The organism is Kitasatospora sp. NPDC087315 (genome assembly GCF_044744345.1).
GTDB lineage: Bacteria > Actinomycetota > Actinomycetes > Streptomycetales > Streptomycetaceae > Kitasatospora.
This window is the reverse complement of record NZ_JBIUYD010000024.1, coordinates 55,068-81,372: the sequence shown is the minus strand read 5'-3', so window position 1 is coordinate 81,372 and position 26,305 is coordinate 55,068. Positions and strand designations below refer to the sequence as shown.

Annotated in this window: 21 protein-coding genes; 8 read left to right on the top strand and 13 right to left on the bottom strand. The window is 73.0% G+C overall.

Features of this window, described 5'->3' with window-relative positions; all coding sequences use genetic code 11:
* Positions 1 to 138: 138 nt before the first annotated feature.
* The 4 genes from ACIO5D_RS29825 to ACIO5D_RS29810 form a co-directional block, all read right to left on the bottom strand.
* Positions 139 to 567 (bottom strand): SHOCT domain-containing protein, encoded by a 429-nt coding sequence (locus ACIO5D_RS29825; protein ID WP_400656466.1) that lies wholly within the window; start codon positions 565 to 567, stop codon positions 139 to 141.
* Between the two features lie 170 nt (positions 568 to 737).
* Entirely contained in the window at positions 738 to 1,319 is a 582-nt protein-coding gene (locus ACIO5D_RS29820; protein WP_400656464.1) for an NUDIX hydrolase, read from the bottom strand.
* Entirely contained in the window at positions 1,316 to 2,476 is a 1,161-nt protein-coding gene (locus ACIO5D_RS29815) for a type III polyketide synthase (RefSeq protein ID WP_400656461.1), read from the bottom strand. The genes ACIO5D_RS29820 and ACIO5D_RS29815 overlap by 4 nt, the downstream gene beginning before the upstream one ends.
* Positions 2,477 to 2,541: 65 nt before the next feature.
* Complete coding sequence (locus ACIO5D_RS29810) at positions 2,542 to 3,747, bottom strand: cytochrome P450 (protein WP_400656459.1); 1,206 nt, start codon at positions 3,745 to 3,747, stop codon at positions 2,542 to 2,544.
* Positions 3,748 to 4,037: 290 nt separating this feature from the next.
* Here ACIO5D_RS29810 and ACIO5D_RS29805 point away from each other — a divergent pair, with 290 nt between their 5' ends.
* The 5 genes from ACIO5D_RS29805 (at position 4,038) to ACIO5D_RS29785 (ending at position 11,156) form a co-directional block, all read left to right on the top strand.
* On the top strand, positions 4,038 to 6,839 hold the full coding sequence (locus ACIO5D_RS29805; RefSeq protein WP_400656457.1) for a penicillin acylase family protein: 2,802 nt from the start codon (positions 4,038 to 4,040) through the stop codon (positions 6,837 to 6,839).
* 81 nt (positions 6,840 to 6,920) lie between these two features.
* Entirely contained in the window at positions 6,921 to 7,475 is a 555-nt protein-coding gene (locus ACIO5D_RS29800) for a VanZ family protein (RefSeq protein WP_363612379.1), read from the top strand.
* 253 nt (positions 7,476 to 7,728) lie between these two features.
* Positions 7,729 to 8,472, top strand: coding sequence for a hypothetical protein (locus tag ACIO5D_RS29795; protein WP_400656455.1), 744 nt, complete (start codon positions 7,729 to 7,731; stop codon positions 8,470 to 8,472).
* A gap of 172 nt (positions 8,473 to 8,644) precedes the next feature.
* Positions 8,645 to 9,943, top strand: coding sequence for a hypothetical protein (locus tag ACIO5D_RS29790; protein WP_363612389.1), 1,299 nt, complete (start codon positions 8,645 to 8,647; stop codon positions 9,941 to 9,943).
* A 112-nt stretch (positions 9,944 to 10,055) separates the two neighbouring features.
* Positions 10,056 to 11,156, top strand: coding sequence for a WD40 repeat domain-containing protein (locus ACIO5D_RS29785; protein WP_400656452.1), 1,101 nt, complete (start codon positions 10,056 to 10,058; stop codon positions 11,154 to 11,156).
* Positions 11,157 to 11,537: 381 nt separating this feature from the next.
* Here ACIO5D_RS29785 and ACIO5D_RS29780 read toward each other — a convergent pair whose 3' ends face one another.
* The 4 genes from ACIO5D_RS29780 to ACIO5D_RS29765 form a co-directional block, all read right to left on the bottom strand.
* Positions 11,538 to 13,085, bottom strand: a complete 1,548-nt coding sequence (locus ACIO5D_RS29780) for a hypothetical protein (protein ID WP_400656450.1) — start codon at positions 13,083 to 13,085, stop codon at positions 11,538 to 11,540.
* Between the two features lie 322 nt (positions 13,086 to 13,407).
* Complete coding sequence (locus ACIO5D_RS29775) at positions 13,408 to 13,566, bottom strand: hypothetical protein (protein ID WP_400656448.1); 159 nt, start codon at positions 13,564 to 13,566, stop codon at positions 13,408 to 13,410.
* Positions 13,567 to 14,315: 749 nt separating this feature from the next.
* Complete coding sequence (locus ACIO5D_RS29770; RefSeq protein WP_400656446.1) at positions 14,316 to 14,846, bottom strand: hypothetical protein; 531 nt, start codon at positions 14,844 to 14,846, stop codon at positions 14,316 to 14,318.
* Between the two features lie 196 nt (positions 14,847 to 15,042).
* Complete coding sequence (locus ACIO5D_RS29765; RefSeq protein ID WP_400656445.1) at positions 15,043 to 16,566, bottom strand: carbohydrate binding domain-containing protein; 1,524 nt, start codon at positions 16,564 to 16,566, stop codon at positions 15,043 to 15,045.
* A 426-nt stretch (positions 16,567 to 16,992) separates the two neighbouring features.
* On the opposite strand from ACIO5D_RS29765, the gene ACIO5D_RS29760 reads away from it, so the two are divergent.
* Positions 16,993 to 17,946, top strand: coding sequence for an aldo/keto reductase (locus ACIO5D_RS29760; protein ID WP_400798980.1), 954 nt, complete (start codon positions 16,993 to 16,995; stop codon positions 17,944 to 17,946).
* A gap of 37 nt (positions 17,947 to 17,983) precedes the next feature.
* On the opposite strand, the gene ACIO5D_RS29755 is transcribed toward ACIO5D_RS29760, so the two are convergent.
* The 3 genes from ACIO5D_RS29755 to ACIO5D_RS29745 form a co-directional block, all read right to left on the bottom strand.
* Positions 17,984 to 18,634, bottom strand: coding sequence for a GNAT family N-acetyltransferase (locus tag ACIO5D_RS29755; protein WP_400656444.1), 651 nt, complete (start codon positions 18,632 to 18,634; stop codon positions 17,984 to 17,986).
* Between the two features lie 85 nt (positions 18,635 to 18,719).
* Positions 18,720 to 19,397, bottom strand: coding sequence for a nitroreductase family protein (locus ACIO5D_RS29750; RefSeq protein WP_363612403.1), 678 nt, complete (start codon positions 19,395 to 19,397; stop codon positions 18,720 to 18,722).
* Between the two features lie 143 nt (positions 19,398 to 19,540).
* Positions 19,541 to 21,196, bottom strand: coding sequence for an ABC-F family ATP-binding cassette domain-containing protein (locus ACIO5D_RS29745; protein WP_400656441.1), 1,656 nt, complete (start codon positions 21,194 to 21,196; stop codon positions 19,541 to 19,543).
* Positions 21,197 to 21,664: 468 nt separating this feature from the next.
* On the opposite strand from ACIO5D_RS29745, the gene ACIO5D_RS29740 reads away from it, so the two are divergent.
* A complete protein-coding gene (locus ACIO5D_RS29740; protein WP_400798977.1) occupies positions 21,665 to 23,272 on the top strand; it encodes an ABC-F family ATP-binding cassette domain-containing protein in 1,608 nt (535 codons plus the stop codon).
* Between the two features lie 54 nt (positions 23,273 to 23,326).
* Here ACIO5D_RS29740 and ACIO5D_RS29735 read toward each other — a convergent pair whose 3' ends face one another.
* Positions 23,327 to 24,748 (bottom strand): S41 family peptidase, encoded by a 1,422-nt coding sequence (locus ACIO5D_RS29735; RefSeq protein WP_400798974.1) that lies wholly within the window; start codon positions 24,746 to 24,748, stop codon positions 23,327 to 23,329.
* 300 nt (positions 24,749 to 25,048) lie between these two features.
* Positions 25,049 to 25,696: a Pr6Pr family membrane protein gene (locus tag ACIO5D_RS29730; RefSeq protein WP_400798972.1), complete on the bottom strand. Its 648-nt coding sequence runs from the start codon at positions 25,694 to 25,696 to the stop codon at positions 25,049 to 25,051.
* A 198-nt stretch (positions 25,697 to 25,894) separates the two neighbouring features.
* Between ACIO5D_RS29730 and ACIO5D_RS29725 the strand changes: the two genes are divergently transcribed.
* Positions 25,895 to 26,260 (top strand): hypothetical protein, encoded by a 366-nt coding sequence (locus tag ACIO5D_RS29725; protein WP_400656433.1) that lies wholly within the window; start codon positions 25,895 to 25,897, stop codon positions 26,258 to 26,260.
* Positions 26,261 to 26,305: the final 45 nt, after the last annotated feature.

The window sequence follows — 26,305 nt, the reverse complement described above, 5'->3', positions numbered from 1 at the left end:
GCCGGGCCCGGGGGCGGCGGGGGGGGGGGCCCCCCCCCCCCGCCGGGGGGGGGGGGCCCCCCGCCCGGGGGGGGGGGGGGGGGCCCCCGCCCCCCCCCCCCCCCCCCGCCGTCGCTTCCCTCGCTGCCCGGCCGGTGCTCAGGCCAACAGTCTTTCCTTGGCCCGCTGGTACTCCTCCTCGGTGAGCGAGCCGGTGGCCTTGAGCTCCGCCAGCTTGGCCAGATCGTCGACATGGCTGCGGGCGCCCGTGGCGGCCCCGGTGCCGCCTCCGCCCTCCGTCGGCGGGGCGGCGGCACTGCGGATGTATTCCTTGAAGGCGGCCTCGTTCCGCTGGGCCTGCTCCACGTCTCGCTGGCTCATCGACCTGCCGCGCGCGATGACGTAGACGAGCACGCCGATGAGTGGCAGCACGATCACGAGGAGTAGCCAGCCGGCCTTTGCCCAGCCGCCCAGATCATGGCTGCGGAAGATGTCCGTGATGATCTTGAACAGCAGGAAGAACCAGAGAATCCACAGGAAGAGCTCCAGCATCGTCCAGAAGATGTTGAGCAGCGGGTAGTTGTCCATGGTGCTCCCATCGGTGCGACCCCCTGGCTACAGGCGTCACCCGATTCATATCACCGTATATTGGACATTGCGCTGCGCTGCTCGGCCATTCAAGTGATCTCCGGCGCCGATGGGAATACCTCGCCGACCAGGCGTCTCGGCCGCGCTTCAGCCGTCGGCCGGGCCGCGCGTCAGCCCCCGGCCCGCCCCCGCAGCTCCACGGCCAGGCCGATCAGCTCGGCCCACCAGGCGTCGCGCCCACCGGCCAGCAGCTGCTGCGCCTCGCCCGCCTCCATCGCCCGCACCTCGACCACCTGTTCGCCATCGGCCGGATTGGTCGGCGCGGAGTCCACCGTCACCTCCGCCCAGCCCCAGAGCCAGGCCTTCTCGGGGTGCGGCTGCCACGGCCGGTACGGCTCCGGGGCGTCCGTCACGCACCGGTGCGCCCCCAGCCAGACCGGCGCCCCGAGCAACTGCGCGCCGGCCTCCTCCCGCAACTCCCGGACCAGGCAGGACTCGATGCTCTCCCCGCTCTCCCGCGTCCCGCCCGGCAGGAACCAGTGGTCGCGCTCGTCCCGGCAGAGCACCACCAATCCCTCGCTGAACCCGACCAGATGGATGTTGGTGACCAGTTCGTCCGGCGGCAGTTCCGTCGAGAACTGCGCGTCGTAAGGCCCCCACGCCCAGTGCTGCGGCGCGTGCAGCGTGGGGAAACGCGCCGCCAGTTCGGCGACTCTGCCAGTGGTGTCCGTTCGGTCCGTGGTATCGGTCATTCCGAGATCGTAGTGCCGGCGGGGAGACGGAGGGGGGTGGCGGTACGGGCCAGGGCGAGGCCGGCGGTGCCGAGGGCGCGGGAGCGGTGGGGGATGGTGGCCCCGACCGGGGTGGCGACCCAACTGCCCAGCGAGATCTCGGCGGTGATGCCTGGTCCGAAACCGGCGATCAGGCCCTGGGCGCCGTCGGGAAGGGCGCCCTCGTCGAAGAGGCGGGCGAGGGCGTCGAAGACGACGGCGCTGGCGATGTTGCCGCGCTCGGTGAGGGTGGCGCGGCTGAAACGGAAGGCGGCGGGCTCCAGATTGAGGTAGTGGCAGAGGTCGTCGAGGATGCGGGGGCCGCCGGCGTGCACGATGTAGAAGCCGAGGCCCGAGACGTCCCAGCTGTGCTCGGTGGCCAGCGCGCGCAGGGCGGGGGCCAGCATCTCCATGGTGCCGGGGACGCGCTTGTCGAGCTGGAAGTGGAAGCCGGTGTCCTTGACCCCGTAGGAGATCCAGTCCTCGGTGTGCGGGACGAGGTGCGAGCCGTTGCGCTCGATGTGCACGCCGGTGCCGCCGCGGCCGCGCATCACCACGGCGGCGACGGCGTCCCCGAACAGGCCGTTGGAGAGCAGCGAGCCGACGCCGAGGTCGGTCGGCTGGTAGCAGAGCGAGCAGAACTCGCAGGCCACGATGAGGACGTTGGAGCCCGGGTAGGCGCGGCAGAAGTCGTGCGCCCGGTTGACGGCGGCGCCGCCGGCCGCGCAGCCGAGCTGGGCGATCGGCACCTGGCGGGTGTCCGAGCGGAAGCCCATGGTGTTGATCAGCCAGGCCGTCAGCGAGGGCATCATGAAGCCGGTGCAGGAGACGTAGACGATCAGGTCGATGTCCCGGGCGGACAGCTCGGCGTGCCCGAGGGCGCGTTCGACCACCTCGGGGACGCGCAGCTTGGCCTCGCGTTCGTAGACGGCGTTGCGGGTGGTGAAGCCGGGGTGCTCCAGGGTCTGCTCGATGGGCTGGACGAGATGCCTGGTCCGCACCCCGGTGTTCTCGATCAGCCGTAGTGCCAGGGCGAGTTGCGGGTGGCCGGCGTGCAGGGTGCGGGCCAGGTCGAGGGTCTGGCCGAGCGTGATGACGTGCTCGGGTACCGCGATGGCGGGTCGGCAGAGTGTTGCCATGGATGAGGTCTCCCCTGGTGCCTACGGGTGCGTCGGACGTGCGCCTGGGTGGCGCGGGGGGAGGGTCACCAGGCGACCGGAAGGGTGCGCGGGTAGCGCCAGATCGAGCCCGTCCGCCAGTCCAGCCCGTCCGCCGGGACGGCGAGCCGCAGCCCGGGGAAGCGCCGCAGCAGGGTGCCGATGGCGACCTGGAGCTCCATCCGGGCCAGGTGCGCGCCGGGGCAGTGGTGGGTGCCGTAGCCGAAGGTCATGTGGTTGGCCGTGCCGCGGTCGAGGTCCAGCTCGTCGGGCCGGTCGAACATCCGCCCGTCGCGGTTGGCGGCCAGGTAGGAGACGTGCACGGCCTCGCCGGCCTTGATCAGCACACCGCCCAGCTCGACGTCCTCGGTGGCCACCCGGGCGATGCCGACGCCCTGGCGGAACGGGATGAAGCGGAGCAGCTCCTCCAGGGCGCGCGGCAGCAGGTCGGGCTGGGCGCGGAGCTTGGCGAGCTGCTCGGGGTGGGTGAGCAGGGTGTAGGTGATGTTGCTGAGCTGGTAGGTGCTGGTGTCGTGGCCGGTGACCAGCAGGACCATCGCCATCACGGCGAGCTCCTGGTCGTCCAGCAGTTCCTCGCCGTCCCGGGCGGTGGCGAGGGCGCTGATCAGGTCCTCGCCGGGGGCGCGGCGGCGGGCGGCGGTCAGCTCGGCGAAGTAGTCGCGCAGGGCGGTCTTGGCGCGGACCTGGCCGTCACCGCTGCCGGGGCCCATCGACATCATCGCGACGGCGTGGCCGCGGAGTTCGGCGCGGTCCCGCTCGGGGATGTCGAGCATCTCGCAGATGGTGGTGAGCGGCAGCCGGCTGGAGAGGTGGTGGACCAGGTCGGCGGGGGAGCCGTGTTCGGCCATCTCGTCCAGGAAGCCGTCGACGATCCGCTGGGTCTTCGCCCGCATCTGCTCGACCTGGCGGTTGGTGAAGCCCTTGGCGACCAGCCGCCGCAGCCGGTTGTGGGCGGGCGGGTCCATCAGGTTGATCGCCTCGACCTGGGCGATCGGGGCGGGCGTCATGCGGGGGAGGTCCCGCCCGATGCCGGCGGCGCGGCTGAACCGGCGGTCGGTGGTGACGACGCGGACGTCCTCGTAGCGGGTGGCCAGCCAGGCCTCGCCCTCGCCGTGCGGCAGCCGGATCCTGGCGATCGGGTCCTCGGTGAGCAGTTGCTTCAGGAGGGGGTCGAACTCCAGGCCTGCGGTGTGGTTGAACGGGCAGTCCCACACGGGGGCGGAGGTAGTCACGGGCTGATCCAAGTGGCCTGAGGTGGTGCCGCCCGGACATGGGCCGTTCGGGCGCGGACGTGCTGATGTTCCCCCATGAGGAGGCAAAAGTGTGGGCGTGACGGATAGTTCGCTCGATCGAGCGAGATAGATGATTGTCTTCAGATATACGGGAGTTGGGGATCACCTGCTGCCGGGGACGCACTCGGCAGGACGTGCGGGGCGCGCGGCAAATGGCATGCACGCTACTAGGCAACCGGCCAGTAACAGCCCTACCGTCGAACCCTCTTAGCTCTGACGGAGGAGCTGATATGCACCGACGCCCCCATGCGCTCAGGCTCCCGGTCGCCGGCCTCTCGGCGGCCCTCCTCATCACCGCGGCCCTCACCACGACACCCGCCCCGGCCACCCCCGTGCCCGGCACCCCCGTCGCGGCCGGCGACTACTGCGGCGGCCGCTGCCTCGACATCCTGCCGCCCGGCGAGAACGGCAACGCCACCCTCGCGGAGATCATCCTCAACCGGATGTTCGGCAGCCGCCCCGCCCACACCGACGACCAGCTCGGCCCGTACGCGGCGCTCGCGGCCGGCTACCCGGGCCTCACCGAGGCCCAGTTGCGCAGCTTCTTCAACGACGCCTCCTTCGGCGTCCCCGCCGACCAGGTGGCCAGCACCACCCGGCCCCGCGCCGACGTCGCCATCGTCCGGGACAAGGCCACCGGTGTCCCGCACATCACCGGAACCACCCGCTACGGCACCGAGTTCGGCGCGGGCTACGCCGCCGCGCAGGACCGGCTCTGGGTGATGGACCTCTTCCGGCACGTCGGCCGGGGCGAGCTCTCCGGCTTCGCCGGCGGCGCCGCGGCCAACCGCCAGCTGGAGCAGAGCTTCTGGCAGGCCGCCCCGTACACCGAGGACGAGCTCCAGCGGCAGATCGACGCCATCGCGGGGCAGGGCGACCGGGCGAAGCAGGCTCTCAACGATGCCACCGCCTACCTCGACGGCATCAACCAGTACGTCAAGGAGGCGTACGACGGCCGCTACTTCCCCGGCGAGTACGACCTCACCGGGCACATCGACCCGATCACCAACCAGGGCTCGATCGCACCGTTCAAGCTGACCGACCTGGTGGCCCTCGCCTCCGTGGTCGGCGCCCTCTTCGGCTCCGGCGGCGGCGGTGAACTCGCCTCCGCCCAGGTCAAGTCGGCCGCCGAGGCCCGCTACGGCAAGGAGGCCGGCGACGCCGTCTGGAAGTCGCTGCGCGAGGCCGACGACCCGGAGGCCGTCCAGACCCTGCACGACGGGCAGAGCTTCCCCTACGCCCAGGCGCCCGACGACCCGCAGGGCGCCGCGCTGCCCGACCCGGGATCGGTGGTGCCCGAGCGGCTGGTCTACGACGCCACCGGCTCGGCCGGACAGCTCACCACCCCGGCAGGCGGCGTGCTGCCCGGCAACCTGCTCCGCGACCGGCACGGGATGTCCAACGCCCTGCTGGTCTCCGGCAGCCACACCGACGACGGCCACCCCGTCGCCGTCTTCGGCCCGCAGACCGGCTACTTCGCCCCGCAGCTGCTGATGCTGGAGGAGATCCAGGGCCCCGGCATCAGCGCCCGCGGCGCCGCCTTCGCCGGCCTCAGCTTCTACGTCCAGCTCGGCCGCGGCCAGGACTACGCCTGGAGCGCCACCTCCGCGGGCCAGGACATCACCGACACCTACGCCGTCCCGCTCTGCACCACGGACGGCTCACCCGTCACCACCGCCGCCAACTCCTACCGCTGGCACGGCCAGTGCCTGCCGTTCGACCGGCTGGAGCGGAAGAACGCCTGGAGCCCGACCACCGCCGACTCCACCGCGGCCGGCTCCTACACCCTGGTGATGTACCGCTCCCGCTACGGCCTGGTGACCGCGCGCGGCATCGTCGGCGGCGCCCCCGTCGCCTTCACCTCGCTGCGCTCCTCCTACCGCCACGAGGCCGACTCCATCATCGGCTTCCAGGAGCTCAACGACCCCGGCGCGGTGCACGACGCCGCGAGCTTCCAGCGGACCGCGCAGGACATCAACTACACCTTCAACTGGTTCTACGCGGACTCCAGGGACATCGCGTACTACAACTCCGGCGCCAACCCCGTCCGCGCCCCCGGGGTCGACCCCGGCCTGCCCGTCCGGGCCGAACCCGCCTACGAGTGGGCCGACTTCGACCCGGTGGCCAACACCGCGCGGTACACCCCGCCGGCCGAGCACCCGCAGTCGGTCAACCAGGACTACTACATCTCCTGGAACAACAAACAGGCCGCCGGGTACGCCCCGGCCGGCTACGGCAACGGCTCGGTGCACCGGGCCAACCTGCTCGACGACCGGGTCAAGGCCCTGCTGAAGAACGGCGGCAGGGCGAGCCGGGTCTCGCTCACCCAGGCCATGGAGAGCGCCGCGCTGGCCGACCTGCGGGCCGAGGACGTGCTGCCCGAGCTGCTACGGGTGATCCGCAGCGCCCCGGTGACCGACCCGGCCGCGGTCACCGCCGTGCAGCAGCTGGAGAGTTGGCTGGCGCACGGCGCGCAGCGCCGGGAGACCTCGGCCGGCAGCCAGACGTACGCGGACGCGGCGGCGATCCGGATCATGGACGCCTGGTGGCCGCTGGCCGCGGAGGGGGTGATGCGGCCCGGGCTGGGCGACCAGCTCTTCGCCGCGCTGACCGGGGCGTTGCAGATCAACGAGTCGCCGTCGGGCGGGCAGCCGGGCCCCGGTGGCGGCCCGGTCAGCGCCAACGAGTCGATCCCGCACAAGGGTTCCGCGTTCCAGTACGGCTGGTGGAGCTACCTGGACAAGGACCTGCGGGCCGTGCTCGGCCAGCCGGTGGCGGGCCCACTGGCCCGCCCGTTCTGCGGCGGGGGCGACCTCGCGGCCTGCCGGTCGGTGCTGCTCGACACCCTGAAGCGGGCCGCCGCACAGACCCCGGCCCAGGTCTACCCGGGGGACGCGGACTGCGCGGCGGGCAACCAGTGGTGCGCGGACACCGTCATCCAGCGGCCGCTGGGCGGGGTGACCGACGCCAAGACCACCTGGCAGAACCGGCCGACGTACCAGCAGGTGGTGCAGTTCTCCGCCCACCGCTGAGCACTCCGGCCCTGCGTCCCTGGCCGCGCCGGAAACCGGCGCGGCCAGAACCGGGCGGGCGTCCGGGGCGTCCGTTCAGGCGTGATCACAGGTCTCCTGAGCGGGGTGCCGCTGTTCTGGCCCGGGCTGCTCTGCTCGCTGGTACCGGCGGCGCTGCTGAACCGGCCGGTGGGGCGGCTGCTGCGGGCGCACTGGGCGGTGGCGTTCGTGCTGCTGCTGGCAGGTGGCGGGGTGGTGACGCTGACGCTGCTGCCCGACAGCCAGGGGGCGTTCTGGGAGCTCTCCCGGGACGCCGTCCGGCACTGCGCGTTCGCCGGGGCCGGGCTGCGGCCGCCCGATGAGTGGCTGACCTCGCGGCAGGCGGAGCTGAACATCGCGATGTTCGTTCCGGTCGGCCTCGCGGCGGCGCTGGCCGGGACCAGGCCCCGGGCGGCGGCCGCCCTGCTCGGTGCGGCGGCCCTGCCGTTCGCGGTGGAGGCCGTCCAGTACGCGCTGCCCGGACTCGGCCGGGCCTGCGACGCCCAGGACGTCTGGGACAGCCTGCTCGGCCTCGCGCTGGGCGCGGCCCCCGGCCTGCTCGCGGGCCAGGTGGTCCGGGCGGCGGCGCGCTCGCTGCGGGCGGGGAGGAGCGCCTGACGGACCCGTACGGGGGAGGGGCGGCGGCCGTACAGAACCGGGCTGTCCGCCGTGGGACGGACAGCCCGGGTGTGTGGCCCAGCCCCCAACCCCCGACCCCTGAGGGCCGGGTGCCCGGCTCCGAGGCCCGAATCGGGGCGACCCGCCGCCTCCTCCGGGCGGATCACGGATGGAATTCGGAGATTGCTGCGGTGCCTTCCCGTGGGCAGCCCGGCGAGATCGCGGATGGGGCCGCGCCGGTACGATCCGGCCCATGCTTCTGTCGATCGACGTCGAGTCACATGCCTACCAGTACGGGCAGTACACCGGATACGCCATCGTGGGTGCGCTCGGACTGCTCTTCCTCTGGAAGGCGACCGGCGAATGGCGCGGCGTGGTCGACCAGCAGCCGCCCCGGAGCCCCGAGGACGCCACCCGGATCGCCGGGCTGCGCCGGAGGCGTACGAACATCGTCCTGGCCGTGATGGGCGCACTCGCCGCCGTCGGGACGACCGCGATAGGCGTGAAGGCCTCCGGGAACGACTTCCGTGATGCCGCCGCGTCCTCCGGCCCCACCGACCGCACGGTCGTCGCGCCGGCCTCCGTCGGGGACTACCACCTGCTCGTCGGGGAGAACGCCGCACAGCTGGAGGCACGGATGGCGAATGACGCGTCGCATCGCAGCTGGTTCTACGCGAACTCGCCGGACGACACCCACCCGCAGGTCGTGCTGACCGCCGCCACGAACGAGTGGAGCCCCGAACTCGCCCACGAGAAGGCCACGCATTCGTCCTCCTGGGCTCTCCAGAACTTCTTCGCCGGGGCCAGGATCGACCGCCCGCAGGCCGTCGACCCGGGCCCCCTCGGCGGGCAGATGCAGTGCGGCGGCAAGGGTGCGAACACCATCTGTGCCTGGGACGACGCCTCGACGTCCGGAGCCCTCGTCCTGCTGGGCATCACGGATATCCACGACGCTGCCGACCTCGCGGTGAAGTTCCGCAACGCGGCCGAACACTGAGTCAACGGGACGCCGGACCACAAGCTGATCGGGTGAACCCGGGCCGGTGCGAGGGCCGTCAACCCAGGTGTCGGCCCTCCGGGCCGGCCGGTTCGGACACCCGCGCGCACGGCGCGCTCCGGACAACGGCTCACCACGGTCAGTGCCCTGACCGCTCCCCAGGAGGTCCGCAATGGCGCCGAGGAAACCCACGAAGATCCTGCTCGGAAGCACGACACTGGTCTGCCTGAGCGCCGGCGTGATCGCGATCGGAGGCGTGGCATCCGGGCACGAGGGCACCGGGGCGACGTCGGCCGTGGCGGCGTCGGCGCGAAACGCCCGCCCGGTCCTGAAGTTCAGCAGCCTGGACGGCCCGGTCACCGCAGACGAGATCAAGTCGTACAAGTCCTACATTCAGACGCTCACGCCGGCCGCCGACAACATCGGCAACCAGTGGGCCCAGGGGCACAGCGGTGAGTCCACCAAGGCGATGGGCCTGGTGTACGAGGTCTCCGCGGACCGGGCGATCCTCGACCGGATGATCGGCTTCTGCGACACCGTCCTCTCCGAGCGCAACGACCTGGCGGCCCGCCCGGTCGGACAGCACGTGCTCTGGACCGGCAAGGTCGATCCCGCGTGGCCCAACGACGTCACGGCCAAGCCCATCGGCACCGGTGGCGAGCAGGGCGACCCGGTGGGGCACCTCGCCAACTGCGCCCGGCTCATCCTGCGGACGCCCGGCATCTGGCAGAAGCCCGTGACCAGCGGCGACCCCCACGGGTACGGCGCCACCTACCTCGACCGGGCCAAGCGGTTCGTCGCGGAGGCCGACACCGCCGTCGACCGGCACATCCTGGCCCGGCTGCTGGACGTCTCCAAGGGGAACCGCCAGTACTTCGCGGCGGACTCGCCCTACAAGGGCGGCCAGCCGGTGCCGTGGAACCAGCAGATGATGTTCGACTACGCCTTCCAGAACCTCGCGATCGCGCACCAGCTCCTGGGCGACGACCCGAAGCGGGTCAACCGGTACGACGACCTGGTGCAGGCCAGCATCGACTGGTTCTTCTCGCAGGCGCGCAAGTACACCGACGGCGCCGGCAAGACCGCCTACGACTGGGGATACGCCCCTTCGACCAACGGCAAGGAGGACAACAACCACGGCAGCCTGGACTGCGCGGGCCTCTACCGGGCCTACCTGTCCGGCCGGTACGGCATCACCCCGGCCATGCTCGCCCCGCTCGCGAACACCTTCGTGGACGTGATGAGCAAGGAGCCCGGCCACTACGCGGGGCGCATCGACGGCGCCGACGGCGCAGGGAACAGCGGGCCCACCACCTACGTCCGCAGCGGCTGGCTCCTCATGGCCGAGTTCCGGCCCGACGCCTACCAGAAGCTGATGAGCGCCAACTTCCCCCAGGGGACGACGACGGCCGACGACCAGTTCTCGCGCGCCCTGATGCTGAAGAACCGGCGGAACAAGCCCCAGGGCTGACCGGCCCGACCCACCCCGAGGCCGGCCGTCCACCACCGCGCCGGACGGGTCTCCGCACCGTGGCACCGGGCCCGTGCGACGACGTCCAACGGAGAAGTTCTAGGGTGAGCCCATGCCTGACACTGTGCCGCACGACGCCGACCGGACCGGCGGGGGCGCCGGTGGCGGGTGGTTGGAGGAGATGAGAGCGCGGGTGCGCGGAGCCCGGGCCCAGGGCGGACGGGGTGCGTGGGGTCCATCGGCCCCGGCGGGGGAGGCGCTCGACCGGGCCGACGCCACCGCCTCCCCGGTCGAGCGCCGCCTCCGGCTGGCCTTCGCCGCGCACACCGGTGAGGTGACGGCGGTGGCGGCGGCCACGGCGTACGGCCGCCGGTTCGCCGTCACCTGCGGCTGGCAGGAGGAGGCGGTCCGCGTGTGGGATCTGGACACGGGGCATCCGCTGGGCGGACCTCTCGTCGGCCACACCGACCGGGTGTCCACGGTGGCGACGACGGTGCTGGCCGGCCGGCCGGTCGCCGTCACCGGCGGCGAGGACGCGACCGTACGGGTCTGGGACCTGGTGACCGGCGCGCAGATCGGCGAACCGCTGATCAGCCCCGCCGGCCGGGTACCGGCCCTGGCGACCACCCGGCTCGACGGCCGCCCGGTGGTCGTGATCTGCGGCGAGGACGGAACGGCGCGCGTGCGGGACCTCGCCACCCGCCGGCAGGTCGGGCAGTCGCTCGCCGGCCACACCGGCGAGGTGCTGTCCGTGGCGACGACGGCGCTGGACGGCCGCCGGGTGGCCGTCACCGGCGGCGAGCACGGCACGGTTCGGCTCTGGGACCTGACCACGCGCCGGCCCCTCGGCGAGCCCCTCACCGGTCACACCGGCCGGGTGACCTCGGTGGCGACCACCCGGCTCGACGGCCGCCCGGTCGCCGTCACCGCCGGTCCTGAAGCCGTCCGGGTCTGGGACCTGACCACGCGCCGTCAGCTCGGCACGCCGCTCACCGGCCTCGCCACCACCGTGGTGACCGCGACCCTCGACGGCCGCCAGGTCGCCGTCACCGGCGGCTGGTACGAGGTGCGGACCTGGGACCTGGCCACCCGCGAGCAGATCGGCGAGGCCCTGGACGTCCCGATGTCCGTGGGAGCGCTGGCCCTGGCACCGGACGGCCGGCTGCTGGTCGGCTTCGACTGGGACCTCACCGTGCTGGCCCACCTGCGCTGACGGGCGGGGGCGGCGGCAACCGCCCTGGCCGGCCTGGGCCCCGCCGCCTTCACGATCACCGTGTCCGACCTGCGCCTGGCCTTCGGCCGCAACCTCCGGCAGGCATCCCGGCGTTCGCGGAGCTGGGGGAGCGGTAGCAGCGCCTGGTCCGCGTCGTGGCCTCGCTCGACGGCGAGACGTGGCGATGGGTGAACTTCCTGGAGATCCTGGCTGCCCGGGGGCTGCCGCAGGACCGCGCGGCGATGCGCGCCCATGCGGGGATGGCACGGGAGTAGCCGGAAGGCCCGCCCGGCGAAGACCGGGCCCCCGGCGTACCCCCTTCCCGTTCGGAGTCCGGGAAAGTGGTGCGCTGGGGGCCGGGCCGCGCCGGAGGAGAGCCGGTCAGCCGGAGACGGCGTCACCGGGGACGGCACCCCAGGACGACCAGCTGCCGGCGTTGTAGTCGGCGCCGATGGAGTAGACGCGGTTGTCGGTGCCCACACCGTAGACGTGCATCACGTTGTTGGAGACCGCGCTGGTCAGGCTCTTCATCGGGTTGGAGGCGATACGCGTCCAGATGTTGGACCAGCCGGGGCCCGAGTAGTCGCCGTCGGTGTTGTACAGCGCGTCGTCCGAGCCGATGATCTCCAGGTGTACCGTGCTGCCCGTGACCGAGGCCGTGATGCCCTTGGCACCGGCCGCACCGCCCGGGACCTCGTCCCAGCCCGGGGACCAGCTGCCGGCCGTGTAGTCCGCGCCCTTGCTGTACACCTTGCCGGTTTCGCCCAGCGCGAAGACGATCATCTTGTTGCCCAGGGCGATGCTGGTCAGGCCCCTGAGGCCGGATCCGTCCAGGCGGAACCACTTGTTGTCCCAGCCCGGGCCGGAGTAGTCGCCGTTGGTCGAGTACAGCGCCCCGTCGGCGCCGACGATCGCCAGATGGACGGTGCTGCCGATCAGGGTCGCCGTCAGGGCCGTCGCGCCGGCCGCGCCACCCGGCACCTCCACCCAGCCGTCGGACCACGAACCGGCGCTGTAGTCCGCCGACTTGCTGTACACCTTGCCGGTGCCGCCCAGCGCGAAGGTGATCACCTTGTTGCCGAGTGTCACGCTGGTCAAGGCCTTGAGGCCGGATCCGTCCAGGCGGAACCACTTGTTGTCCCAGCCCGGGCCGGAGTAGTCGCCGTTGGTCGAGTACAGCGCCCCGTCGGAGCCGATCAGGTTCACCCGGTCTGTGGTGCCGGTGGCCGCGGCGCTGATGAGGGGCTTCGACTGCCAGTTGTTGGCCGGCGGCGCGTCGTCGACGATGCTGTTGTTGCGGACCGGCTTGTAGGTGCCGTAGCCCGAGAAGTACGGGTAGGGGATGACACGGTGGTGGACGCCGGTTCCGGTGAACTCGTAGCCCACGTAGGAGTTCTGGCCGCCGTCCGTCCAGTGGTCGAAGAGGACGATGTGGCCGCTGGCGCCGGCTGCGTCGTTCAGCAGGGCGTCACCCGGCTTGAGGTCGCCCTTGCCGATCCACGAGGCGACACCGGCGGGGACGAAACTGGTGGTGTCCAGGCCGGGGGTGCCCAGCTTCCAGGCCATCGAGACGTAGCCGGAACAGTCCTGGCGGTAGCCGTCGTGGTAAGTGGTCCAGCTGTAGTTGAGACCGAGCGGCACCCATGCGGCCGCCCTGGCCAGGGCGGTGGAGCGGCTGATTGCCGGGCCCGCCGTCTGGAGTGCGGCACTGGACCCGTCCGCCCCTTGGCCCTTGCCGAAGGACGGGGACCCCTGGCCCGCGCCGCCCTTGTCGTTGGTGCCGGGGACGGCGGCCGGGGCGGCGGTGGTCGAGGCGCCGGCCGAGGGGACGGGCTGCGCCTGTACCGGGGTGGTGCTCAGCACGGCGATCGAGAGGCCGGCCGCGAGAAGCAGGGACGTGGAACGCAGGACGGAGCGCGAAGTGGACATGGTTGTCTCCCCTGAGGTGGGTTGGTCGAATGGACGGGCCTTGAGCGGCGCCCGGGACGGGACTCGGTCCGGGCCGGGGTGCATCAGTAAGTGCCTTGGATCCGTGCTTAGTTGCGGGTACTGGCTCGTGCCAGGGGGATCGACCGCGCATGCCGGGGTGGTGGGAAAGGCCGCGGGAAGGAGCGGGGGAGCGACTCTGCCGAGAAGCCCGGGCAGCGCGGGCAGGCCGGCGGCGTACTGGGCGGGCGGCACGGCTGCTGGGCGACCGCACGTGCTTCTGGGGCGGGGTGGCCCGGCCCGGTTGAGGTCAGCCCGGTTGAGGTCAGATGGTGCCGGACGGCGGCGCGTCGGTGTCGGCGGTCGCGACCGCGGTCGTGTCGGCGGTGGCCGGGCCGGGATGCGGGAACCCGGATACCGGGGGTGACCCGCCCCGGGCGGGCATGGCGACCGCGGCGGCCTCGGTGAGAGTGGTGTCAGGCATGACGGAGTCCTTTGCGAGAGTCGGGGGGTGACGTGTGGTCTCCGGTTTCGCGTCCCGCGGTGACGCTTCCTCCGGCCTGCACCCCTGGGCGGTGCTCCCTGGTGGCGAGTACCAGCTTTCCCGCAACGCAGGGCGGGTGGAAGGTTTCCTGGCTGGACGGAATCGGCCCTGGACGGATTCGTCCAGGGCCGCCTCGGAGGCCCGCAGCCCGCTGTCGTGCGGAGGGTGAATCCTCTGCGGTGTTCGCGCGGTGGTGTCGGTGCCCGGGTGCCCGTCGTCCTCCAAGGAGGACAGCCTGCTCTACGGGGCGGCCTGCCTCGCCACTCTCGGGGGTGGTGCTGCGCGTGGGAGAGGTGCAGGCGGGTCTGCGCAAGCGGGTGGGTCGTCGACCGCACCTCTGCACCTGGACCCTGAACGGCCGGGAGCGCCAGGAGTATCGGAGGAGTGTCGAGCCGCACGTCACCGGTGACCGGGTGCGCTTGCGGGCCGGTCGCGAGGCCGGCGAGGCGGACCACCGCGAGGGGGCGCCTGGTCATGGCGGTCGTCCTGGCGTCCTTCGCGGGCCTGTTCGTCCTCGGCTGCCCCGGCCTGCCGGGAAGGGCCCTGCCGGGAAGGGTCCTGGCGGTGAGGCTGTGACGAGGCGTCTGGCCGCCGGGCGGCCGGGCGGTTCCCCTCGGGAGTGGGACGTCGGACCGGCCGACTTCCCACTCCGCGGCTCGCCGGAGCGCGGGGGCCCGGGGCCCGGGGGATCAGCGTCGGCCGGTGGCGTGCTCGTTCAGGAAGGCGCCGGCGTGGGCGGCGGCCTCCTCCTTGGTGGCCCAAGAGGTGCCGCTGTCGGCCGCGCCGTCCGTCCCGTCGGCGCCGCGGGCGGTCCACCGCCAGTGGCCCGATGCCGGATCGCGGGACAACTCGGCCTTTCCGCCGAACAGTTCGACGGTGGCCCGGTCCGGCTGCGCGGTCGGCCTCTCGACGGCGTCGGGCCACTTCTTGCGGGCGCCCTGCCGGGTGATGCCCCAGGCGGCCCCGAGCTGCTCGTAGTTCGCGCCGTAGGAGCCGGCGGTCCGCGCGGCGATCGCCGTCAGCCGTTCGACCTCCGTGTCCACCACCTTCCAGGCGGCGAGGACGGACAGGGTGACCTCGATCGGGTCCGCGTTCCACATGCGGTCCTCGGTGAGCCCGGTCGCCCGGGCGCGCAGGGCCGTGGCGAGCGGGGTGAGGGCGTCCTGGAGGGCCCGGTCGAGAGAGGCGAGTTCGGCGGAGGTGGCTTCGGTCGGCTTCATGGCGACAACTTTAGTTTCCAAACCTCCTTGCGGTAACAAGAGTTTACGAATGACATATGCCAACCACGGTGGCGCCGAGGGCGTCCAGACGGCGGCGGACGCTGGTGGCGATGCCCTTGCCGGGCACGTGCATCGGCGGCCCGGGCGTGCGGGTGCCGACGGCTCCCCGAGCCGCCGGCACCCGCGTCAGGCCTGGTCAGCCGCCGTACTGGGCGAAGATCTTCGCGAACTCGTAGGGCTGCTGCGGGATGTTGGTGCACTTGAACAGCGCGCCGGTGCAGGCGTTGGCGTCCCGGGTGGCGTCCCAGAAGGCGAGCACGCCGAGGTGGTGCTGCTGGGCGAAGGAGACCAGCTGCTGGGCGTCCGCCTGGTTGTAGATCTGGTGGTCGTCGTTCTCCCCGATCATCGGGGTGACGCCGACCATCGCCCAGAGCTGGGCGTCGCTCTTCGCCGGGTAGAGGGTCTTGAGCTGGCCGTAGAGCGACTGGGCGGCCTGGACGGCCGCGTCGCCGTAGTCGGTGCCGGTGCGGTAGTAGTCCATGGCCATGACGTTCACCAGGTTGACGTCCACGCCCGCGTCCCGGGCGGACTTGACGATGGCGACGCCGTCGGCGGTGAGGCCCTCGGGCAGCACCGGCAGGGTGAAGGAGACCTTGAGACCGGGGTTGGCCTGCTGCAACCTGGCCAGCGCGGCGGACCGGCGGGTGTTGGAGGCGGTGTCGGCGATCGCCGCGCCCTCGATGTCGAAGTCGACGTAGCGCAGGTTGTAGGCCTTCACCACGGCGTCGTACTCGGCGAACAGCGAGTCCACCGTGGTGCAGGCGGCGGCGAGTTCGGTGCCGCTGGCGCCGCCGAAGGAGACCTTGACGTCGCCGCCGGCCGCGCGCAGCGCGTCCACCTGGTCCTTGGCCCAACCGGTGCGCGGGTCATAGGCGTTGAACCAGCTGGCCTTGCAGCCGACGCCGGTGACGAAGCCCATCGTGAAGGACTTGAGGTTGCCGGACTTGGCCATCGCGGGCATCGACGGGGTCGGCCAGGCGCCCATGTCGATGTACGGGGCCACCGGGACGGCCACGTTCGGCGGCGGGGTGCCGGGGCCGGTGGGCGTGGCGGTGGTCGTCGGGGTGCCCGACGTGGGCGGCGGGGTGGACGGGTTGCCGCCGCCGGGCCCGGTCAGCGAGACGTCGTCGGCGAGGTAGGAGCCCTGCCCGTACCAGCCGTGCAGGTACACCGTGACGCTGGTGGTGGCCGGTCCGGTGGTGAACGTGGTGGACAGCTGCTGCCAGGCGGCCCCGCCGGGCGTCCAGACGGCCGGGTCGGTGACCCCGCTGCCGGTCGCGCCGAGGTAGACGTACTGGCCCTGCACCCAGGCGCTGAGCGTGTACGTGGTGTTGGGCTGCACGGTGACGCTCTGGCCGCACTGCGCGGTGTCGCTGCTGCCCGCGGCGCCCTTGAGTGCGTACGAGCCGTTGTGCGCACCGGTGTTGACGATGCTGCCGGTGGTGGCGGAACAGCTCCACGGGCCGAGCGAGCCGCTCTCGAAGCCGGCGTTGGCGAGCAGGTTGCCGTCGGCCGCACCGGCGTTGCCGGCGAGGGCGGCGAGTCCGCCCGCGGCCAGGGCGACGGCGGCGGCGAGGCTGAGCAGCTTGGCGCGGCCGGCGGGGCGGCGGTGCTGGGCGGGCGCGTGCTGGACGGGGGCGTGCTGGGGCGCGCGTGGCATGGGGGTGCCTCTCGGGGACGGTGCCCCGCCGACCACGGGCGCAGAAAAGGACCGGGGTGCGCGGGCGGGCGGCGGCGGGCTGGGGGCGGGGTGTCCGGATGCGGGGGAGGTGCGCGGTACTGAGCATCAAACTGGACTAGACCAGCTGTGCACGTCAAGCATTTCCGGGACATCAAGGCGCGCCACAGCCCGGCTTGTGCATGGTTTAAGAGTGCTCTCATCCTGGCGGCCGCTCGGGTTTCACACCGTCGGCTCACCGGGCGGCCGCGGGTGTGGTCGAGGCGGGCGCCGGCCCGGGCGCCGCACCGTTCGGGTGTGCCGCACTTGACCTTGAGTGCGCTCGAAGGTGAAGGCTGGTTCCCGTTGGTCCCGGTGACACCGGATCCCGACGGATCCCGACGAATCCCGACACGAAGGAGAACCGCGATGCGTACCGCCACGTTCGGAACCGAGGGCCCCGAGGTCGGGGTGGTCGGCCTCGGCTGCATGGGGATGACCTGGGCCTACGACCTGCGCGACCGCGACGACGAGGTCTCGGTCCGGGTGATCAGGGAGGCGCTGGACCTCGGTGTCACCCTGATCGACACCGCCGACATCTACGGCCCGTACAACAACGAGGAGGTGGTCGGCACCGCCCTGGCCGGCCCCTACCGGGAGCGCGCGGTGCTCGCCACCAAGGTGGGCCTCGTCCCGGGCACCGACACGCGGGTGGCGAACGACGGGCGGCCGGAGCACGTGCGGCGGGCGATCGACGAGAGCCTGCGCCGGCTCGGCACCGACCACGTGGATCTGTACCAGCTGCACCGGGTGGACCCGCAGGTGCCGATCGAGGAGACCTGGGGCGCGCTCGCCGAGACGGTCGCGGCGGGCAAGGCGCGCCGGATCGGGCTCTCCGAGGTGAGCGTCGAGCAGATCAGGCGGGCGCAGGCGGTGCACCCGGTGGCGTCCGTGCAGTCGGAGCTGTCGCTGTGGACGCGCGACGCGCTGGCCGAGGTGCTGCCGTACACCGAGGAGCAGGGCATCGCCTTCCTGCCGTTCTCGCCGCTCGGCCGGGGCTTCCTGACCGGGCGGATCTCCTCGGTGGACGAACTGCCCGCCGACGACTTCCGCCGGACGCTGCCGCGCTTCCAGCAGGAGGCGCTGGCGGCCAACCTGGCGCTCGTCGGGAAGGTGAAGGAGGTCGCCGCGCGGGTCGGGGCGACGCCCGCGCAGGTGGCGCTGGCCTGGGTGCTGGCGCAGGGCCGGTACGTCTTCCCGATCCCGGGCACCAAGACGCCCCGCTACCTGGCGGACAACGCGGCGGCGGCCGAGGTGGTGCTCGGCGCGGCCGACCTGGCCGAGCTGGACGCCCTGCCCGCGCCGACCGGCGGGCGGTACTGAGCGGTTCCGAACGGCACCGCCGCCCGCCGCCGGGCGCTCAGCGCTCCTTGACCCAGACCAGCTGCCGCCCGGTCTCGCCGGGTGCCCTGACCGCGGTGTCGGCCACCCGGTCCAGGCGGTAGCCGAGCTTGCGCGGGACGGCGGCGCTGGGGCCGTTCGCCTGGTCGCAGCGGATCTCCACCCGTTCGATGCCGGGCAGGGCGAGGGCGGTCTCGGTGAGCGCCCGGGCGGCGGCGGTGGCGATGCCGCGGCCCACGTGCTCGGCGCTCACCCAGTAGCCGATCTCCAGCGCGCCCGGCCCGATCCGGCCGTGCAGGCCGAACGCGCCGATGACGCTGCCGGGCCTGGCGTCCAGCCCGGCCAGGTAGATGAAGTCGGTGCCGGCGTCCCAGGCGGCGGCTCCGGCCGCGGTCAGCCGGCCGGTCTGCGCGCGGGTGGGCGCCTCGGCCGCCCACTCCATCCAGGGCCGCAGATGGTCGAGGTTGGCGCGGACGGCGGCGTTGAGCGCGGTGGCGTGCCAGGCGCAGCGGCGGTGCAGGGAGACACCGCCGGCCAGCCGCAGCAGCTCCGGCGGCCGGCCGGCGGTGACCTCGCCCGGCGCCCCGGCACGCGGGGTCTCGCCCCGCACGGTGGCGCGCGGCCCCGGCTCGGGCGCTTCCTTGCAGGACCGTGGCATGACGTGACTCATGACAGCGATTATGTCGGCGGCCCAAACCGGGGACCACCGAGTTTCGGGGCGGGCGCCGGGAGCGTCGGAGCGCGCGACGGGCGCGTCAGAGGCGCACCAGCACCTCGTCGAGATCCTTGCGCCGCAGGTCGGGCACGCGCGCCCCGTCCGCCGGGTACCCGACCGGGATCACGTACGCGGCCCGCTCCTCGGCCGGCCGCTCGCACACCTCGTTCAGGAACTTCATCGGGCTCGGGGTGTGGGTGAGCGTGGCCAGCCCGGCCTGGTGCAGGCTCGCGAGCAGCAGTCCGACCGCGATGCCGACCGACTCCTTGGTGTAGTACGGGCGCGGCGAGTGCGGGCCCTTGTGCACCTCGAAGACGACGATCACGGCGGGCGCGTCCTCCAGGAACGGCTTCTCCCAGTCGGTGCCGATCGGCGCCAGCGCGGCCAGCCACTCCTCGGAGGCCCGGTGCGCGTAGAACTCGCGCTCCTCGGCCTCGGCGGCCGCGCGCAGCCGCCGTTTGCGCTCCGGGTCGGTGATCACCACGAAGCGCCAGGGCTGGACGTGGGCGCCGCTGGGCGCGGTGTTCGCGGTGCGGACCGCCCACTCGACGACGCCGTCCGGGATCGGGCGGGTGGAGTAGTCGCGGACGGTCCTGCGCTGGTCCATCACGTCGTGGAAGGACTTGCTGCGCGCCTCGGCCTCGTGGGCGGGCACCGTCATCGGGCGGAGCGGGACGCTCGGGTACGAGGCGCCGGCCGCCGCCGTGCTGTCAACCATGGGGCTCTCAACCATGGTCGACAGCAGAGCACATGACGGACGGTCGGGGGAAGGGGTCAGGTCTGGACCACGGATGCGTCCGCCCGCCCCGACCGCCCGCCCCGACCGTCCGCCCCACTCGCCCCCCGACCGTCCGCAGGGGTTCAGCTCTCCCGGACGCGACCGCCGCTGACCTCGATCCGCCGGTTCACCGCGACGGTGTCCAGCATCCGCCGGTCGTGCGTGACCAGCAGCAGCGTGCCGGTGTACGAGGCCAGCGCGGACTCCAGTTGCTCGATGGCGGGCAGGTCCAGGTGGTTGGTGGGCTCGTCCAGCACCAGCAGGTTCACCCCCCGCGCCTGCAGCAGCGCCAGCGCGGCGCGGGTGCGCTCGCCGGGGGAGAGGGTGCCGGCCGGGCGCAGCACGTGCGCCGCCTTGAGGCCGAACTTGGCCAGCAGGGTGCGCACCTCCTCCGGCGTCAACTCCGGTACGGCGGCCGCGAACGCCTCCGCCAGCGGCGCCCCGCCGAGGCTGTGCTCGTTCTTGAAGATGTGACCGCGCGCCTGGTCCACCTCGCCGACCACCACGCCGGAGCCCAGGACGGCGCTGCCGCCGTCGAGTTCGAGCCGGCCGAGCAGGGCGGCCAGCAGCGTGGACTTGCCCGCGCCGTTGGCGCCGGTGATGGCGACCCGGTCGGCCCAGTCGATCTGGAGGTCCACCGGGCCGAAGGCGAAGTCGCCGCGGCGGGTGGTGGCCCCGCGCAGGGTGGCGACCACCGAGCCGGAGCGCGGCGCGGTGGTGATCTCCATCCGCAGCTCCCACTCCTTGCGCGGCTCCTCGACCACGTCCAGCCGCTCGATCATCCGTTGGGTCTGCCGGGCCTTGGACGCCTGCTTCTCGGTGGACTCGGCGCGCACCGCGCGCCCGATCTTGTCGTTGTCGCTCGCCTTGCGGCGGGCGTTGCGCACGCCGTGCTCCATCCAGCCGCGCTGCATCCGCGCCCGGGCCTCCAGGCCGGCCTTGGTGTCGGCGTACTCCTCGAACTCCTCGCGGGCGTGCCGACGGGCCACCGCGCGCTCCTCCAGGTACGCCTCGTAGCCGCCGCCGTACACGTTGACCTGCTGCTGGGCGAGGTCCAGCTCCAGCACCCTGGTCACCGTGCGGGCCAGGAACTCGCGGTCGTGGCTGATCAGCACGGTGCCCGCGCGCAGGCCCTTGACGAAGGCCTCCAGCCGCTCCAGGCCGTCCAGGTCGAGGTCGTTGGTGGGCTCGTCGAGGAGGAAGACGTCGTAGCGGGAGAGCAGCAGCGAGGCCAGACCGGCCCGGGCGGCCTGGCCGCCGGAGAGTGCGGTCATCGGCAGGTCCAGCGAGACCTTCAGCCCGAGCGAGTCGGCGACCTCCTCGGCCCGCTCCTCCAGGTCGGCGCCGCCGAGGTCCAGCCAGCGGTCCAGGCTCGTCGCGTACGCGTCGTCGGCGCCCGGGCGGCTCTCGACCAGGCCCTCGGTGGCCTCGTCCAGCGCCGCCTGCGCGGCCGCGACGCCGGTGCGGCGGGCCAGGAAGTCCCGGACGGACTCGCCCTCGCGGCGCTCCGGCTCCTGCGGCAGGTGGCCGATGCTGGCGCCGGCCGGGCTGAGCCGCAGCGTGCCGCCCTCGGGGGTGTCCAGCCCGGCGAGCAGCCGCAGCAGGGTCGACTTCCCGGCGCCGTTCACCCCGACCAGGCCGATCACGTCGCCGGGGGCGACGACCAGGTCCAGGCCGGAGAAGAGGGTGCGGTCGCCGTGGCCGGCGCTGAGGTCCTTGACTACGAGTGTGGCGCTCATGATGCTCCCGATTCTAGGAGCAGCGGGGCCGGGGGCGGAAAGCCGCCGGAGCGCCCCCGGGCCCGCGGCGGGATGCCGCGGGCCCGGGGTGCCATCGGGCCGGGTGTCCGGGCCGGGTGTTCGGGGGGACGGGCCGGGCCATGGGGCAGGGCCGGAAAACCGGTTGCGGGGCCGTCCGGGCCTCCGTAGCGTGAGCTCCGCCACCCGCCAGAACAGGAGAAGGCCGTTGCTCTACTGAGGTCCCGAGACACCGCCCCCGCCGTGCCGCAGCTCTGCTGTGCGTGGTGCGCGAGTGTGCGACCTCAGTGGTGAGCAGGCCCCGCCGCCGTTCGTTTCCGGCGCTCCGACCCGGCCAGGCCCGATCCGGCCCCGCCGGGCCCGACCCGGCGCTCCCGCTCCCGCCGCACCCGCGGTGTCTCCCGTGTTGCTCCCCCTCATCACGTCAGGCAACCATCCGGGAGGCCGTCCATGGCACCATCCACCACCTCCGTCCTCTGCACCGACCTCGCCTTCGAATGGCCCGACGGCAAGACCGTCCTCGACGGCTTCCACCTCGCCGTCGGCCCCGGCCGGACGGGACTGATCGGGCTCAACGGCGCCGGCAAGTCCACGCTGCTGCGGCTCATCGCGGGCGAGCTCACCCCCACCGCCGGTGCCGTTCGGGTCAGCGGCGAACTCGGCTACCTGCCCCAGGGGTTGACGCTCGACACGGCGCTTCGGGTCGATGAGGCGCTCGGCATCCGGGCCGTCCGCGAGGCCCTGCACGCGATCGAGTCCGGCGACACCGACCAGCGGCACTTCGACGCCGTCGGCGACGACTGGGACGTCGAGGAGCGTGCCCGCGCCACCCTCGACCGGCTCGGCCTGCACCGCCTCGGGCTCGACCGCACCACCGGCGAGCTCTCCGGCGGCGAGGCCGTCCTGCTGCGGCTGGCCGCCCTGCTGCTGCGCCGCCCCGACGTCCTGCTGCTCGACGAACCCACCAACAACCTCGACCGCGCCGCCCGCGAGCGGCTCTACGAGACGGTGGCCGGCTGGAGCGGGGTCATGCTGATCGTCAGCCACGACCGCGAACTGCTCCAGCACGTCGACCAGATAGCCGACCTGCGGGACGGCGAAGTCACCTGGTACGGCGGTAACTTCGCCGAGTACGAGCGCACCGTCGCCGCCCAGCAGGAGACGGCCGAGCGGCTGCTGCGCAACGCCGAGGCCGACGTCCAGCGCCAGAAGAGGGACCTGGTCGAGGCCCGGAGCAGGCTGGAGCGCAGCGCCAGCTACGGCAAGAAGCGCTCGGTCACCCGCAACGACCCGCACATCTTCGCCGGCAAGCTGAAACGCCAGGGCCAGGAGACGGCGGGCCGGCTCCAGGGCATGCACACCGAGCGCCTGGAGGAGGCCAAGCAGCGCCTCACCACCGCCGAGGAGGCCGTCCGCGACGACGCCGAGATCCGGATCGACCTGCCCCGCACCGCCGTCCCGGCCGGCCGCACCGTGCTCACCCTGCAGAAGGTCCGGCTGCCCTACGGCACCACCGCCGACCTCGACCTGCGCGGCCCCGAACGGATCGCCCTGGTCGGCCGCAACGGCTCCGGCAAGACCACCCTGCTGCGCGCCATCGCCGGTGAACTCGCCCCGCTGGAGGGGGAGATCACCACCCCGGTGCCGCTGCGCCACCTGCCGCAGCGGCTCGACCTGCTGGACGACCGGCTCACCGTCGCGGGGAACGTCAAGCTGTTCGCCCCGTCGGCGGGGGACAACGCGATCCGGGCCCGGCTGGCCCGTTTCCTGTTCCGCGGCGGCCGGGCCGACCAGCCCGCCGCCACCCTCTCCGGCGGCGAGCGCTTCCGGGCCGCACTGGCCGCCCTGCTGCTGGCCGACCCGCCGCCGCAGCTGTTGCTGCTCGACGAGCCGACCAACAACCTGGACCTGGCCAGCGTCCGCCAGCTCACCCAGGCGCTCGCCGCCTACCAGGGCGCGCTGATCGTGGCCAGCCACGACCTGCCGTTCCTGCGTGGCCTCGGCCTCACCCGGTGGCTGGAGCTGGACGGCGAACTGCGGGCGGTGGAGCCGATGTGAGAGGCGGACGCCGAGGGGCCGATGCGAGGCCAGGCCCGCGGGGCCCCCGGCTCCTCAGCGGTCGCCACCGAGGAGCCGGCGGGCCGTGGTCAGCGCCGAGTCCTTGAGGGTGTCCAGCTCCTTCTCGGTGAACACCGGCGTGGGCACCTGCGGGGGGATGCCCGGCCCGTCGAAGGTGCGTCCGTCGCGGGTCAGGAACTCCTCGTTCGGCAGACCCACCGCCCAGTGCGCCGACAGCAGCCGGATCATGACGTCGGAGAAGACGCCCTGGGTGTTCTCGCCGATCCTGGTCACCCGCGGGCTGCGCTCCATCAGCGCCATGGTGAACGTCTCGCCCGCGCTGACCGTGGTGCCGGCGGTCAGCAGGGCGACCGGCCCGGTGAAGCGCGGAGCCGCCGCCGGGCGCACGGTGATCGGCTGCGGCCGGGTGAAGCGGCTCGGGTCGGCCGGGTCGTTCCGGGCCCGCTTGGTGTACGCCGGATACGGGCGGTCGGTGAGCCGGGCGGCGATCCGCAGCCCGAGTTCGTCCGAGCCACCGCCGTTCAGCCGGACGTCGATCACCAGTCCGCGCAGCCCGGCCGAGCCGGCCAGGAGAGCGTCCAGAGCCCGGTCCAGCTCGGCCGCCTGCTGCTGGTAGCTGCCGTCCTCGACATAGTCGTCGAAGCTGCCGACGCGCAGATAGCCGATACCGCCCGGGAGTTCGCCGACCCCGAGCTTGCCCCCGCCGAACATCCGCTCCGGCCCGACCAGTTGCGCCGCGACGGCCTTCCCGGCCCGCTTGGCAAGCTCCGGGGTCTCCTCCTGAGTGCCCGGCCGCAGGCCGAAGAAGACCCCGTGGAGATCGCGGGCGAGGCTGGTGTGCGCGTCGTGCAACGGCTCCATCATGGCGGTGAAGATTCGCTGGAGGTCGTCGTCGGTGGTCTGCGGGCCGATCTGGGGCCGGTACTGGTCCCGGACGGCGTGCCAGTCGATGCCCTTGGCGGCGAAGAACGGGTAGTTCTCCTCGAACGTCTCCCAGAACCGGTCGAAGACGGACAGCGGGTCCCCGGGCGCCGGTGTGGTGCACAGCGCGGGCAGCCCCGGCAGCCGCTCCAGGTGCGTGCTGCCGGCCGAGTCGTCGGCCTTCAACGCGGCCCGGTCGCGGCCCTGTGGCGTGACGGTTATGTCGGCCGTCGCCCCGCGTCCGTAACGGGTCGCCCCGTCGCGCCCGGGGCTACCGACCTGCCCCGCCGTGAAGAACCCCGGGACGCAGCTGCCCGAGGTCACGCTGTAGGTCGTCAGCCGTCCGTGGTCGATCGTCAGGACCATTCCGTACCCGTCCGACCGCCAGACGCCCTCCAGCCGGTTCGCGGCCGGCTGCGCCCCGCTCCCCGGCGCGGCGAGCGCGGTGCCCGCCACCCCCGTCGTCACTCCGATCGTCACCGCGAGCGCCACCGCTGTGACCCCCGCCGCCCGTGCCGTACCCCTGAACCGCATGTCGGCCTCCGCCGTCTCTGTCGGTCCGGTCGGGTGGGATCCTGCCGGGCCCGCACACGGGTGAGCGGGCCCGCACGGTCCCCACGACCGTCCCCAGGCCTCCCCCGCGGAACCCCTCCGCCGCCTGCCGTCGACGCTACGGGCCGGGTGGCCGACCGGTCGTCCACCTCTGTGGTGGTCCCGCCGGTCGCCCGGGCCCGTCCCAGGACGGAGCGGGGTGCGGCCCGGGGCGGACCAGGGGAGGAGCGGAACGGGACCTGAGGAGGATCGACAACCGACCCTCCGGCCTGCCACGGCGTGTCAGGCCCGGGCGGGCCGCAGCTTTCCCGAGACCAGGGTGCCCAGCCGGTCCAGCCCGACCACCGCCGCCGCGAGGACCACGAACTCCACGGTCAGCAGGGCGATCTGGCTCCAGACATAGCCGTAGCCCTCGGTCGTCGGGTCGAAGAAGAAGTACGGGTACGGCATCGGGTAGTTGGAGAACAGCGCGTTGCGGACCAGCACGATCGCCGCGTACCCGAGCGGGAAGGCCAGCCAGAGCGGTATGTCGCGCCAGGCGGAGGCGTTGCGGGGCTTCAGCGTCAGCCAGTCGGCGATCACCATCACCGGCGTGACGTAGTGCAGGAAGAACGACGACCAGTGCTGGAGCTTGTCCGGCCCGTCGAAGAGTCCGGGCAGCGGATTGGCACCGTGCTCCAGCAGGATGTGCGAGACCAGCCCGGTGATCAGGATGTACAGGGTGGCGGCCCCGCGCAGCCGGGGCGCGGGGGCGTCCACGGTGCCGCGCTTGACCATCCAGTACGCCGCGCCGGCGAAGTAGCCGAGCACGATCACGTTGCTCTGGATGGTGAAGTACACCAGCGGCGCGGTCTGGAGGGTCAGGCCGAGGCCCGCCGAGAGCACGATGCCCAGGCGCCACCAGAGCGCCGGGCGGATCCAGACTGACATACGGTCACCAGTTCGTTCGAGGCGATACGGGAGGTATCGGACGGTCGGGGCGGGGGAACGCCGCACTCTACTCGCTGGTAGGGCCGGGACGGAAGAATCGTCACTGCGGACTGCCCCCGGCCGCCCGGCTGCTCGGGCAGGACGATCATCGCCCCGCCCGACGGCGTCGACCGGTCCGCCCACGGCCGCGCCGAGACGGTGATCGCCGCTCTCGCCCTCGCGCTGCCGATGAGCGCACTCGTCCTCCTCTGGCCGTGGGCCGGGCCGGACGACTACTCCGAACCCGTCTTCTCGGCCGGCCTCCAGCGGCTGCTCGACGTGTCGTCGGCCTGGCCCGCCCTGGTGATGGCGACCGCCTTCTTCGTCCACTCCGCCGCCCGCCGCCCTGCCGGCCATCGCCACCACCCTCGCCGTGCTCCGCCGCACCCCGACCGCCTCCCCGGAGCCGGCCGAGCCGGCCTGACCTCGGTGCGGGCCTGGCCACGGTGCCGCCCGCCCGGGCGCCGTGAGACGTCAGACGGTGGCCGGCCCGCGCCGGGCGGTGAAAGCGAAGGCCCGGCGTGAGTGGGGCGAGTTTCACCTCGACTCACTCACGCCGGGCCGATCACG